Origin of the sequence: Macellibacteroides sp. (genome assembly GCF_050251695.1) — a bacterium.
GTDB lineage: Bacteria > Bacteroidota > Bacteroidia > Bacteroidales > Tannerellaceae > Macellibacteroides > Macellibacteroides fermentans.
Map to the genome: position 1 here is coordinate 1 of NZ_JBFWMI010000018.1, position 12329 is coordinate 12329.

The following is a 12329-nucleotide window of genomic DNA, read 5'->3' on the forward strand; positions in this document are numbered from 1 at the left end:
TATGATTACAGCGCTGTGTGGTTATTTTTCCGGCACATTTGTGAGTGATACGGGTGGCACATTTAAGAGTGATACACCTGGCACATTTGTGAGTGATATAGGTGGCACATTTGAAGTGATATTATCATCAAATTAAATCTTTTGCAGCAATGTTCCTAAATGAACCCCATAATGTAACTAGTTTTTATGGGACTATTGTTAAAAAATTAAATGAAGGTCGGGTGCAGATTTTTAATAATGATCATGCTTTCTCTCCATATTATACAAGTGCATTTACATATTATAAATTAGAATCCTTTTTTAGAAGAGGGAATATTGATAGCTCGTATAAAAAAGTTCGCTTCCATATTATGTTGTTATTTAGGATTACTAATGGCAAAATGCCTTTTCCACCTCTAAATAGTACAAAAAAAATGGATAAATACTGTGAACACTTATTGAATATTTTAAACAATGAATCTCGTGCTCTGAGAGCTTTTGAGAAATGTATTAATATTATTGAACAATCAGGTTTTGATAAATCAGATAAACAAACTATTAAATTGGTATCAAAAACTAAAATATTAATTGATTATACAGAAAGACATAGTCTTGTAGATATGCCAGTTAGTCAATGATATATCCTTCTCATATAAATAATTATAGTTTATATGAGAAGTTATTATTGCTTGAATAAGAATTGTTGAACGAATTTTTATATTTCCCGAAAACTGTTAGTTTTCCTTTTTTCGGAATATATAAAATTAGGCTTCTATAATTACATTTTTTTATACTTACTTCTGTATTTATAGGTGATATGTCTCGGAATAGCTAATTAATGTCAGTCAAATAAGTATTAAATGAGTTTTGATTGTCTTTTTAATTATTTGATAAAGAAAAAAGATAAATGTGTATTTTAATAATAAAATTAAATATTTATTATGAATTTAACCAGAGTATTTCACCCGATTGGGCAAGGTGCATTTTATACAGAACGGCATAATTTTAATGGTGAAAATTTTACTATTGTTTATGATTGTGGTTCCCTCACTCTCAAAAATGAAAAATTAAAAAATGTTATTATTTCTTGTTTTCAAAAAGATGAGGCAATAGACATATTATTTATATCTCACTTTCATGCAGATCATATTAGTGGTATTGAATATCTTAAAGAGCATTGTAATATTAAATTAGTAGTAATCCCTTATTTCGATGATATATCTAAGAATATAGCTAAGATATGCAATTATATAAATGGATACAAAAATACTGTATTAATTGATAATCCCACTTTGTTCTTTGGGGAAGGAACCAGAGTAATTACTATTGAAGAACGAAATATGAAAAGTATTTATAATAATGAACCAATTGTGATTAATAATAATGATAATGAATTACAAAGTACATACCCAAGTGGGTCTAATTTTACATATGAAAGTAGTTCAAATATGCAGAATAGAAAATGGTTTTTTGTTCCATACAATTATAAAATAACTGTAAATAGAGATAGATTTATTCAAAATCTTAACAAACTATCAATTGAAGTTTCTTCAATTAATTCAATAAAGGATATAATAAGAAATATAAAAAATATTACTAAGGCATACAAAGCTATAAGTGGAGATCTTAATGATACTTCAATGTTGTTATTTTCAGGTAGAATGATTGATGATTATCTATCATATTATGACAGTTCTTTAGACACAACTACTTGTTCTTCCATGTTCCAAGCTAATAAAGAAATTCAAAGCGGTTGTTTGTATACAGGAGATATAAGTCTTAATAAAAAGGATTTGATAAGTGAATTGAAGTCTGATTACAGTCTATTTTGGCCACATATTGGAACTTTACAAATACCACATCATGGCTCTATTGAAAACTTCAATGAAGATATTCTAGTTAGAAATATGAGAATTGCAGTATTTTCATATGGTTTAAATAATCAATTTGGCCATCCTTCATTTAGAGTTTTAAATCAAGTATTATCGCATAGATTAAGATGTGTTTGTGTGACAGAAAAAAGAGAATCAATCTATTTTCAAGGTTTATTTGAAAATTAAAAATATCAAACAATTAATTTTGTTAAATCTTATTTTAATAGTTTATAGTAAAGCTGTCAATTAAATATTAATAGTGAATGGGAATGGAAATGTATTTTGAATTTGAGATAGTGTATTTGATTTATTACTTCTAAATATGACCATTATTAATACAGAGCATATTTTTTATTATAAAAACAAACGTTCAAAATATCGCAATTTCAGAATTGTTGATTTATGCCCGACTGGTTGCTTTCGTTTATATTTTGCTTATTAGTTTATAATCAGTGCCAAGAATCCGTTTAACTTCTTCACTCAATTACCCATCTTCTCCTGTAGTTGTCAATGGCTGAGAATCGGAGCTGGAGGACATCAATAAACTAATGATTTATAGAGGATTTTGGGGGATGGATAAGTAATTAGTTGCGGAATTGGAATATTTGGGCCATCTTTGTGTAGTTTAACAAATAAATTATCAACATGAAAGTGAAAGAATTTATTTCCAAAACCGAATTATTATGCGAACACTGTGGAAAAGACTTGCTTACCGATCCGGCATCCGGAATATTTGTGACCTGGACTACTAAACACAAATCTTACAACCTAAAAGAATTTTACCAAAAAGCGTATTATTGCTGTAAAGGGGCATGTAATGAGGCGATGAAGATAAAGTCCAGGAATCAAGGTTTGATCTACAACGAACAGGAAGATTTGTCTGTTTATATGAATCCTCTTACCTATATAAACAAGAGTATGTTGTGGATGGATTTGTTGAATAAAGGTGTAACGCTTAAACCTGCCGCGTTCGATAAGTTGAATAACTTGTTTACAGTTGCTTTTATTGAAGTTTCAAGAAGTATGACTAATAAGGAGGTGACCGAAGCAAAGTATCGCGTTGCAAATGGAATTGATTCCATATTATAAAGCAGGTTCTGTTTAAGATAAATTACAGGAAAATTTAAGGCAACCGGTGGGGGTGTTGAGAGTTCTTTATAACCCCCGTCCGTTGCGAAAAGTGGACGGGGGTAAAAGAAATAGATAACCTAAAAACAAATAAATTAATTATTATGAAAGAATATTTTAAGGCAACCGGTCGGGGTGTTGTAATTTCTGACTTTGTTAGATTTTACCCGACCGGTGCCTTTTGTTTTAATGCCAGACTTTGGGGCGGTTTAGTTGTTTGCCTATTTGTTTTAGTTGGGTGTGCAGGTGCATCAGGTCGATGTTGAGTTGGATGCGGTCGGGGCCGGCTCCGGTTATGAATCGCTTGTCGTATAGTTTTCCTATTTGTTTGCGTAACTCGGCTTCGCGGGCTTCCAGTCGGGGGCGGTCGCTTATCAGCGTACCGAATTCTTCGGGGGCTTGCAAAGGCGCTTCGCTTTTGGGGGTGGTGGATTGGATTTGGTCAGTTAGTTGGGATTCGCGGATGATGGCGCGGAAGGATTGGCGGCCCAGTCGGCGGAAAAGGGAGTCGGGGTCTTCGCCCGGAGGGAGTACCAGGTCGCAGGTCTGGAGGCCGTTGCTTTGCAGTACATGGATGGCTTTGGCGGCAATTTCGCGACCTCGCTCGTCGGCATCCATCAATACGGCCACGCGGTTGGTGTATTGCTTCAGCAACAAAGCCTGTTCGTTGGTGAAGGCTGCGCCGCACTGTGCCACCGAATTGGGATAGCCTGCCGCCACCATGGACAGCACGTCTTTGTAGCCCTCGTTCAGGAAACAGAATCCTTCGTTGCGGATGGCGTTGCCTGCCTGAAACAATCCATACAGGGTTTCGCTCTTTTTATACAATCCGTCCGATTTGCTGTTCAGATACTTTTGCACGTGCTTTTTCTCCTCCTGTGTGGGGTTGAAAGTGGTTCGTCCGGCAAAGCCTACCAGTCTGCCTCCGGCATCGCGGATGGGAAAGATAATACGTCCTGCCAATGCCGAAAATCCGTGAAGCACAGACATTCCTGCCATACCCACTTCGTAATCTATATACGTCTGTGCGATGCCATGGCAATCGGGATGATACTTCCCCGATGGCTCAACGGCTTTCACGCCGCTCAACTTCATTCCGGAATCCATAGACTTATCTAATCCTCCACCCTCCGTTCCTGCATCAGCTCCCTTTAGATGGGGCATCTCCCCGGAAATAGTACCCGAAGTATCTGATTCAGAGGATAAATTGAAGTTATCAACACCTGTTGATAACCCTGGGAAAAAGTATGGATCGTACTGGCTGGCCACTTCGGGGTGGAATCCGCTGAGGGATTTCAGGAAGCGGATGTTGGCAGTTTCGATGGCCTCCTGTTGGGCAGGGGGAAGTTCCACAACGGGCTTCTTTTCCACTTTGCGTGGTGTGTGCATCACCAGCGGTTCCGAGCCGTTTCCCCACCTTTCACGCAGTAGCTTTACCGCATCCACAAAGCTGCAACGTTCGTATTGCTGAATGAACGAAAACACATCGCCCCCGGCATCGCAGGCAAAGCATTTAAAGATCTGCTTCCCCTGGTGTACATGCATAGAGGGATGGCTGTCGTCGTGAAAGGGACAAAGCCCGATGTATTTGCCGCCGAACTTTTGTTGCAGGTGCACGTAGGCGCCAATCACCTTTTCAATGCAAAGCGAATCCTTCAGGTCGCGGGTCTGTTGTTCGTAATCGATACTCATGGTATGGATGATTTAAGGGAGGTCTGCCGCCGGTTACGATGGCGGCAGACCGGTTGTGAATTAATAATCGCTCAGGCGTGTCATGTTCTCATTGTAACGGAAACGGGTGATGCCCGTGCTTCCGTTTCGGTTTTTCGCCACTTTAAGGAAGCCTATACCGGCCAGCGATTCACCGTTTACATCCTTGGTTTTACCCTGTTGTTCGGGGCGGTTTATAAAGATTACGATATCCGCCGCCTGCTCCAGTACGCCGGAATCGCGCAGGTCGCTCATACGGGGATCCTTCGAATCGGTACGTTTCTCGATGTCGCGGTTCAGCTGCGAAAGCAGCAGGATGGGAATGTGCTCCTCGATGGCCAAATCCTTGATGCGCTTGATGGCAAAACCCAACGTGGTGGCGTGGTTGTTATTGGCATCGCTCTCCAGCTCCAACTGATGCAGGTAGTCCAGCACCACCAGATCGCACTGGTTGCGGTTGCGCGCCAGCTTAACCTTCGACCGGATATCCTCCACCCGTGCCGAAGGAATGTAGTCGATATACAGCGGCAGCTCGGCCAACTTGGTTTTATTGAGGTTGCGAACCGCCTCAATCTCGGTAACGGTAAGTCCATGCTGACGTAAATTGGCGGCCGATACCTCGGAGAGCGACAGCAGAATACGACCGTAAAGCTGCTCCAGACTCATTTCGAGGGTGATAAAATACACCGGATGTCCGCTCATCGCCACCTGCAGGGCAATAAAGAGTGCCAAAGCCGATTTCCCCTGTCCCGGTCGCGCGCCGATACAGGGCACCTCGCCGGGCAGCAGACCGCCTATTATCTCATCCAACCCTTTCAGACCGGTAGACAACCCCACCGAATGCACATCCTGCTGCTGCATCCGTTCGTGTTTGGCAATCACCTCTTCCCCAATCTGAGACACCTGGCGGATGGTGGAATTATCGACTCCCACGCAGCTGATCTGCTGCATCTTAAGTGTCGTATCTTCCAAAATCTGCTTCATGGAAAGGTTGTACTGCACCGCCTTGGCGCGCATCTCGGTAGAAAGTGTGGAGAACTTACGCCGCTGAAACCCTTCGATGATATGATCGGCATACATCCGCACGTTACATCCGTCCAGCACCAATCCGAAATAATCCTTTACGGCATCGATCCCGTTTATCTCGTTGTAATAGGCAGGATCCATGCGCCGCATCTCCTCCTCAAGCAAGGTAAGGTCCATGGGAATACCGTTGTTGTACAGGTTAACAGAAGCCTCGTACACAAAACCGAAAGGCTTGCTGTCGAAATGCTCCGGTTTAAGTCGGGGGTAGATATCACCCATGCAGGTTTGACCCGTAATAAGGGCACAAAGTAAGGAAATCTCTTCTTTAAATTCCAATGAAATGTTATTCATACTGATTGATTTAATAGTGCAAACGGATTGATTTGCACCGTGTTTGTTTTGTTTTGATTAATTGCTGTTCTGATCCGGAAACATCTCCCGCATGTTGATCTCGTACACATCGCAGGGCAACTTCTTCGGTTCGGCCGGTTTATGCTCTTTCAGCTTGGCACCAACCAGCAGGTCGTAGGCTGTGATGGTGATTCGGCTGCCGTCCTTCAGGCGTTCCACTTCGATAATGCCATCGCCTTTTAGAAAATCCATAGCCTGTCTAAATAATCGGTAATTTACATTCAGCTGAGCCGCCATTTTCTTTTGCTGAATAATCAGCTGGCCGCGTCGGCAGGGATATACCGAATTTTTAATTGCCATGGTGCCATCTACGAACCGGGCATCCATGAAAAAATTAAATAAGAGATTGGCAACAAGTCTCTCCAGATCGTCCTGGTTCGTAAGGTTGTGTAACACGGTTCTGGGAATTGCACAATACCCTTCGTTGATAAGTTTGCGCATGGAACACGATTTTTCCATAATTATGTTGGATAATTGGGTAAAGTTCCGGTTTTTGCTGTAGAAAGGTTGTTTTGCACCACTGAATGCACCCCCTAAACCTTGGATCGATGCGGCCTCTAATGAGGTCGTTGTCATGTCTGGTGTAAACTCCTTTATTAATATAATATTCATGTTCTTTAATACAATTTTAAAAATAATCCTGATTTAATATTAATCTACAGATTTGCCGGAACAAAAAGTTTAAAAAAACGGGAACTTGTGGCGACCTCCCGTCTTGGTCTTGTGGTTAAATCGCTTCCGCAAGCGGAGGAGATTTGTTTCGTTCATTTCTTGAAATTGCTTTCGGCTGCAATGATACGACATGTTTTTGGAAGAACAAGTTATACTTTTTTGACGGTTTTATTAACCTTTCAATCATTGACTGTGTTCCTTAATCTTCTTTATTACAGACTCATACGCATTTATTACGGAGAGTTTGTCAATGAAATTATACTCATTTTGTATAATTTGCAGATTAAAATTTTTATTTAGCAGCTTGCAGATGCACTTCAGAATATGCCTTTTGGAGGTAAATTTTATGATTCCTGCCATGCTAAGCCCGTAAATAATTAAAAAACACTCTTTGGTAATTAATTTATTTTTTACCGAGATATTCTTACCACAGGAGTGTTCATTCAGTTCAAGCCTGAAATTCTCATAATGGTAATTCTTGTCCCATTCCTTGTGCATGGTATGCAACCTGGGGAGGAAATAGCTTTTGAATTTGTTCTTAAAAACCATCTGCTCCTTGTTGTTGAAATAGGCGGGATCGTTTATGTACCCCATTATTTCGAGGATGACAGGGAGCGCATATTCATCCTTCCTTACATTGGCTAAAAACAGGTCGAAGTTGTAAGGGTTGGCTTCGCAATAGATCTCGATTAACTCTTTAAATCGAGACCTTTTCTTCTTTAATTCGTTCATAATTTCAATTTGGTTATACGTTTGTAAAAGCATATTTTATCAGTTTATTTTCAAAAAAAAGCACAAGGTTTCCCTGTCTTGAAATCAATTGATTTTAAGACTCAGATAAGTTTATTTGAGTGTTGAAATAAGCTTATCTTGAAGTGCAAATAAGCTTATTTGGAATTAGGAAATACCCCTGTAATTTCAGGGTTCTCCCAATACGGAAACGATGTGTTGCACCATTTTGGGGGTTAACCGCTTGTGCCCTTTTTCCCATCCTTCCTGTTGGAGGAGGTGGAGGAGTTTGGGGTTGCCGGTAATCCAGCGTTTAAGTTGTTTGGAGGCCGAGGCCATGTTTATATCGGGCGAAAACAGGGAAGATAACTCCCCGAAACCATAACTTTTAATAGTGAACACTTTCATTTAAGGTTGAAAAATAAGATTAATAATATTTTATATCTATTATCAAAGATACATTTATAAGTTGGTATTTGCAACTTTTAGGAGCGTAAATATCTATAATTAGGTATGCTGTAAAGCATATGCAAAATGGACATATCTGTACTTATCTGTACTTAAGTGGACACAGGTGGACACAAGTGTACACAAGTGGATTTGAGATTTCGGGGGGTGGTATATTTGTACTGTTGATCAGCAAAGCATTTATTTACAAACAATTAAAAACGATTAAACGATGGCTTTACAATTTACCGTTGTACGACGGAAGGATATGAGAAAGAATGCAGCGGCAGACAGTAAACTATTTTACGGTCAGACCAAGGCGAGTATGAAAATGGATTTCGATAAATTCTGCGAGGCAGTGGGCGATTACTGTACGGCCTCCAGTGCGGATGTAAAAGCGGTGCTGGATGCCACCACCCATACCCTGGCCTCCAGACTGGCAGAAGGCTATGTGGTCCAACTTCAGGATCTGGGGAATTTCCAGATGCTGGCCGGCAGCGGGGGAGCAGATACGGAGGAGGATTTTTCCTCTGTGATGTTCAAGAGACCGAAGATTGTTTTCCGCCCCGGTGCTAAGTTGCGTTATATCATCAATAACGCAAAGTTCGAAAAGCAGGTGGTTAAAACGATAACTGTAGAAGAAAAGTGCGATAAAGAGCACGTGTATTAACCCCAATGCCCCTCCCGGAGGTTTAGTTCCTCCGGGGTGTGGCTTTTTATCTTGAAAACTCAATACGAACCTTCAATTCTAACACATGATAAAAGAGATTTTTGTACAGCAATTTTATCCCCTGGCCCAGGCGGCGGGGAAACTATTTAATATCAATCCGGTAGTGGTGCTTGCCCAGGCTGCCATCGAAAGCGGATGGGCAGAAAGCAGATTATCCAAAGATTATAATTCCTTTTTTGGAATAACCGGCTACGGTGGTCCAACCGATTATTGGGCAGGCGAAAAAATACGGCTCAACGAAACGGGATTGCTGTTTCGCAGCTATGCTTCGGCAAGGGATAGCTTCTTCGATTTTTGCCGACTCATACGAAGCTCGTATACCGTTGCCGCAAACGTAAGCAATGTACCTGCCGCCTATGCCCAGGAGATAGCCTACAGCCGCTACATCAGCGAGGTAAACGGCGACAACCGCCAAAATTACAAACGGATGCTAATAAGGATTTCCACCGATATGGAAAGGCTGATAGCGTTGCAGTTTCCAGAATAAGCATAAAAGTTTCTATTTATAATTTGTATCCTATATTATGGACATAGCCCGATGGTATACGCTGCTATTATGGCAAAATAATACTAAAAATAGAGGTTCTGTCCTGGGGAATAACTGTTCACGTGCGAGCTTTATTCCATTGTATTAAACAAACAACTCTCAATACAAACTCCTTAAAACAAACAGAAAGATGAAACAAGTAAAACAGATCATTGAATTTATTTTGGTAGTGGCAAGCTGCTTTTTTCGGAAAAGGAAACAGCAAAAAGCCCACCCTCACGTTCCTGAAGATCCTTATCCTCCTGGCACTTGTAATGGAAGAAAAGGAGATTGCCCTGGCTGCACTGGGTGTAATTGTGACCCTCAGTCAGCGCCCGCCACCGGATACCCCGACGCCTCCGAGCAATACGGAGCCTCCAACCTGCTTGGCTGGTGTCTGATAGCGGTAGCCGGAACCAGTTATCTGTATAAGTTGCTGTTATAAGGCAGAATCTCCTAATCCTTATTCTGGATAGGGGTTAGGAGATTTTTTAGGTTGAATAAATGATAGATATCCTCAGGAGACATTACCAGCGTTCAAAAAACTACAAATGAATGAAAAAATTAAATCATATTGCAGTTAAAACGGAACGATCGAAATTCTCGGATTACCCCTCAATCTGTTTTTTTCAACCTGATGACAAAGGGGTATTGAATGATGGAAGAAGGAACGGTTTTTCTTCCAAACAATTTATACCCACTTCCGGGTGAAACGATCCGGTTGTACTATATACTACCGCATATACCAAATTGATTTCTATATCAAAGATAACTTCGGGCAAGTGAAACAGCTTACGTTCATTTTTAACAATGAGATTGGAGTGATAGACAATGAATAAAAACTTTAGACAACTTGTTGAAAAACATATAACAAACTATTTCGTTAGGTGTTTTTTATGAGTACTTTTGTTGAAATGTTACAATTGTTTAAGTATGTCTAAAAATTTTGATATTGAAGTTAGAGAAACTCCCGACAAAAAATATTTAAAAGTATTTTTAAAGAATACTTCTATTATAGAAGAAGTTCAAGAACTGTTGTCTGAATTGGATTCCGTGAAAAATGCGAACATAACGGAAAGCCAAAGTAAAAACAATCCACCCTTAACTTTGACAGTATATCCTAACCGAGTATATGGCATAGAAGAAATGCAAAAAGAGGTAGTGGAATTTCTTGAAAGTTATTTCAATGGAACACCTCAATTGACACAAAAACCAGCAATAATAGAAACACAAGAATGGTTGGCAAACTATCCTGCTGCGCAGAAAATATTTAATGAAGCTATCGAAAAATACAAGCAAAAGATTTATCAACGAAATGTATTAGATGATATGAGATTGTCATTAGAAACTTTTTTAAGGGAAATTCTTGGTAATCAAAAATCACTAGAAAATCAGTTAGCCGAAATTGGAAAATATCAAAAAGACAAGGGACTATCTCCAGAATTTATCAATATGTTTAATAGACTTTTAGATTACTATTCTAAATATCAAAACAACTACGTTAAACATAATGACGCTGTTAAGCATTCAGAGATAGATTTTGTAATTCACCTGACAACTCTTTTTATGAGATGTTTTATGTAACCTTAAATAGATAAATTATGTTGCAAGCATATCCGACCAAAAAAGGAACTGGAGTAGAGATATATGGCACTCGTGATGATTTAGAGATTCTTTATGAAACAGTCCATAAAATAGCAAATACGCTTGATGAATATAATAAATTTCAAAAAGCTCAATTCCAGCTATTAATGAACTTTGCTTATGAAATAAGGAAGGGATATGAAGGTAGCCGTTTGGTTAATGATGAACCGGCTGAAGATGAAACAAAGATTCGTTTTTATGGTTTTCAACTTGTTTGGACTGATATTTTGATTTTTATATCAACCTTACGTCATAATGCTGGTTACCTGAAAACAAACAAGCTTGACCAATCTAATATCTATATGCTTGAATATGTAACAGAAAAAGCATTATTTGCTTATGATGCGGAAGGTGCTAATATTATTCGGAATTTCATTGGACAAAGAATTGATATAACAAACCCGCTTTCTTTCGTTATCTATCAAGCTTTACAAATAAAGTATGTAACATCTCCTGTTGGAAAAAAACGTTTTAGGAACATTCCCAATTTGTTAATCACTCACTTTTCTGAATGGTTACCAGAATATAAAGCACTAGTTTTTTCTCTTGAAATCTCGGCAAAAAAACATAATTGTGAAATAACGGATTTGGAATTTAAAGATTTCCCTGAAATCAAATGGTAGATATAAAAACAAAAGCATGAATACAAAATTTTACATTGATACAGAAGCTAATGATGACAATGCTTATCGCTTAGCAATGCAATTTGCTTGTGAACTCGCGAAAAAAGATGCTAACATGAAAAAAATAGTGTTGTATATTCATACAAAGCAAAATACAGGTTGGTTTGATAGATTATTCGGTCATGAAGATGTAAAGAGATTATTTAATGGTCTTAAATTTACTGATTGCCCTGTCCCTTTTAAGCTTGAAACTAAATTAACATACAAAAGTGCAATGTATGGTAATGCTTCGGATATAGTTATATGTTGTGGAATGGATGCGGACGACATATTAAAAATAGACGGCTATCATTCTGTGAAGTATATTATAGCTATACCATGGTTGAGAAGATTAACCGAAAAGTGGATAAAAACCTGGAATGCTATTGAAATTTCAGGAAAAGAACATGGTGAAGATGAAAAATTATCAGAACCAAGTGAAATCGTTAAAATTGCAATGCAAGAGCTAACAGATACGATTAATATGTCTACTGGAATATCCCACCCGATGGACAATGATAGGGCTAAAACTTATATTAGAACTTTACACAAGTATGAACCTGAATTAAATACAGACATTGTCACTTCGTATCTGATTCGAGAATTAAACTGGGATACGCAATATGCGAAGGATATTGGCAAATTGATTGAAATTTTAAATAACGGCAAGTATTTTCAAGGAGGAGAGAAAACTAACTTACAAAGTTATTATAAAAGATGGAAGGCTAATAAATAGCAAATGATTAGTATTGACCAATAACCACAGAAGAAATGTTGGTTAAATGGCATAA

The 12329-nt window shown here is 38.8% G+C and carries 14 protein-coding genes; 9 read left to right on the forward strand and 5 right to left on the reverse strand.

Annotated features, from left to right (window positions below; genetic code table 11):
- The first annotated feature begins 149 nt into the window (after nucleotides 1-149).
- The 3 genes from AB7E53_RS04430 (at nucleotide 150) to AB7E53_RS04440 (ending at nucleotide 2942) form a co-directional block, all read left to right on the forward strand.
- Complete coding sequence (locus tag AB7E53_RS04430; RefSeq protein ID WP_446774392.1) at nucleotides 150-617, forward strand: hypothetical protein; 468 nt, start codon at nucleotides 150-152, stop codon at nucleotides 615-617.
- A gap of 303 nt (nucleotides 618-920) precedes the next feature.
- A complete protein-coding gene (locus AB7E53_RS04435; protein ID WP_446774394.1) occupies nucleotides 921-2039 on the forward strand; it encodes an MBL fold metallo-hydrolase in 1119 nt (372 codons plus the stop codon).
- Nucleotides 2040-2498: 459 nt separating this feature from the next.
- Nucleotides 2499-2942, forward strand: coding sequence for a hypothetical protein (locus AB7E53_RS04440; protein ID WP_446774396.1), 444 nt, complete (start codon nucleotides 2499-2501; stop codon nucleotides 2940-2942).
- Nucleotides 2943-3167: 225 nt separating this feature from the next.
- Here the strand turns inward: AB7E53_RS04440 and AB7E53_RS04445 are convergent, their stop codons facing one another.
- The 5 genes from AB7E53_RS04445 to AB7E53_RS04465 all read right to left on the reverse strand — a co-directional run bounded on the left by AB7E53_RS04445 (nucleotide 3168) and on the right by AB7E53_RS04465 (nucleotide 7937).
- Nucleotides 3168-4673, reverse strand: coding sequence for a CHC2 zinc finger domain-containing protein (locus AB7E53_RS04445; protein WP_446774398.1), 1506 nt, complete (start codon nucleotides 4671-4673; stop codon nucleotides 3168-3170).
- A gap of 60 nt (nucleotides 4674-4733) precedes the next feature.
- A complete protein-coding gene (locus AB7E53_RS04450; protein WP_446774399.1) occupies nucleotides 4734-6068 on the reverse strand; it encodes a replicative DNA helicase in 1335 nt (444 codons plus the stop codon).
- Nucleotides 6069-6125: 57 nt separating this feature from the next.
- Nucleotides 6126-6740 (reverse strand): hypothetical protein, encoded by a 615-nt coding sequence (locus tag AB7E53_RS04455; RefSeq protein ID WP_446774401.1) that lies wholly within the window; start codon nucleotides 6738-6740, stop codon nucleotides 6126-6128.
- 243 nt (nucleotides 6741-6983) lie between these two features.
- Nucleotides 6984-7532: a hypothetical protein gene (locus AB7E53_RS04460; protein WP_446774403.1), complete on the reverse strand. Its 549-nt coding sequence runs from the start codon at nucleotides 7530-7532 to the stop codon at nucleotides 6984-6986.
- 186 nt (nucleotides 7533-7718) lie between these two features.
- Nucleotides 7719-7937, reverse strand: coding sequence for a DUF4248 domain-containing protein (locus AB7E53_RS04465; RefSeq protein ID WP_068178820.1), 219 nt, complete (start codon nucleotides 7935-7937; stop codon nucleotides 7719-7721).
- Nucleotides 7938-8208: 271 nt separating this feature from the next.
- Here AB7E53_RS04465 and AB7E53_RS04470 point away from each other — a divergent pair, with 271 nt between their 5' ends.
- From AB7E53_RS04470 to AB7E53_RS04495, 6 genes are all read left to right on the forward strand, one after another.
- A complete protein-coding gene (locus tag AB7E53_RS04470) occupies nucleotides 8209-8646 on the forward strand; it encodes an HU family DNA-binding protein (protein ID WP_068178817.1) in 438 nt (145 codons plus the stop codon).
- Nucleotides 8647-8731: 85 nt separating this feature from the next.
- Nucleotides 8732-9193, forward strand: a complete 462-nt coding sequence (locus AB7E53_RS04475) for a glucosaminidase domain-containing protein (RefSeq protein WP_446774404.1) — start codon at nucleotides 8732-8734, stop codon at nucleotides 9191-9193.
- A gap of 190 nt (nucleotides 9194-9383) precedes the next feature.
- Nucleotides 9384-9677, forward strand: coding sequence for a hypothetical protein (locus AB7E53_RS04480; RefSeq protein ID WP_446774406.1), 294 nt, complete (start codon nucleotides 9384-9386; stop codon nucleotides 9675-9677).
- A 488-nt stretch (nucleotides 9678-10165) separates the two neighbouring features.
- Nucleotides 10166-10816 (forward strand): hypothetical protein, encoded by a 651-nt coding sequence (locus AB7E53_RS04485; protein ID WP_446774407.1) that lies wholly within the window; start codon nucleotides 10166-10168, stop codon nucleotides 10814-10816.
- A 17-nt stretch (nucleotides 10817-10833) separates the two neighbouring features.
- Entirely contained in the window at nucleotides 10834-11499 is a 666-nt protein-coding gene (locus AB7E53_RS04490) for a DUF6904 family protein (RefSeq protein WP_446774409.1), read from the forward strand.
- A gap of 16 nt (nucleotides 11500-11515) precedes the next feature.
- Nucleotides 11516-12274 carry a hypothetical protein gene (locus AB7E53_RS04495; protein ID WP_446774411.1) on the forward strand — a complete coding sequence of 253 codons (759 nt, stop codon included), beginning with the start codon at nucleotides 11516-11518 and terminating at the stop codon, nucleotides 12272-12274.
- The last annotated feature ends 55 nt before the right edge of the window (nucleotides 12275-12329 follow it).

What these genes read in the sequence shown, in the direction of transcription:
- AB7E53_RS04430 (WP_446774392.1), top strand. Translation starts at nt 150, where the DNA reads ATGTTCCTAAATGAACCCCATAATGTAACTAGTTTTTATGGGACTATT.
- AB7E53_RS04435 (WP_446774394.1), top strand. Translation starts at nt 921, where the DNA reads ATGAATTTAACCAGAGTATTTCACCCGATTGGGCAAGGTGCATTTTAT.
- AB7E53_RS04440 (WP_446774396.1), top strand. Translation starts at nt 2,499, where the DNA reads ATGAAAGTGAAAGAATTTATTTCCAAAACCGAATTATTATGCGAACAC.
- AB7E53_RS04445 (WP_446774398.1), bottom strand. Translation starts at nt 4,673, where the DNA reads ATGAGTATCGATTACGAACAACAGACCCGCGACCTGAAGGATTCGCTT.
- AB7E53_RS04450 (WP_446774399.1), bottom strand. Translation starts at nt 6,068, where the DNA reads ATGAATAACATTTCATTGGAATTTAAAGAAGAGATTTCCTTACTTTGT.
- AB7E53_RS04455 (WP_446774401.1), bottom strand. Translation starts at nt 6,740, where the DNA reads ATGAATATTATATTAATAAAGGAGTTTACACCAGACATGACAACGACC.
- AB7E53_RS04460 (WP_446774403.1), bottom strand. Translation starts at nt 7,532, where the DNA reads ATGAACGAATTAAAGAAGAAAAGGTCTCGATTTAAAGAGTTAATCGAG.
- AB7E53_RS04465 (WP_068178820.1), bottom strand. Translation starts at nt 7,937, where the DNA reads ATGAAAGTGTTCACTATTAAAAGTTATGGTTTCGGGGAGTTATCTTCC.
- AB7E53_RS04470 (WP_068178817.1), top strand. Translation starts at nt 8,209, where the DNA reads ATGGCTTTACAATTTACCGTTGTACGACGGAAGGATATGAGAAAGAAT.
- AB7E53_RS04475 (WP_446774404.1), top strand. Translation starts at nt 8,732, where the DNA reads ATGATAAAAGAGATTTTTGTACAGCAATTTTATCCCCTGGCCCAGGCG.
- AB7E53_RS04480 (WP_446774406.1), top strand. Translation starts at nt 9,384, where the DNA reads ATGAAACAAGTAAAACAGATCATTGAATTTATTTTGGTAGTGGCAAGC.
- AB7E53_RS04485 (WP_446774407.1), top strand. Translation starts at nt 10,166, where the DNA reads ATGTCTAAAAATTTTGATATTGAAGTTAGAGAAACTCCCGACAAAAAA.
- AB7E53_RS04490 (WP_446774409.1), top strand. Translation starts at nt 10,834, where the DNA reads ATGTTGCAAGCATATCCGACCAAAAAAGGAACTGGAGTAGAGATATAT.
- AB7E53_RS04495 (WP_446774411.1), top strand. Translation starts at nt 11,516, where the DNA reads ATGAATACAAAATTTTACATTGATACAGAAGCTAATGATGACAATGCT.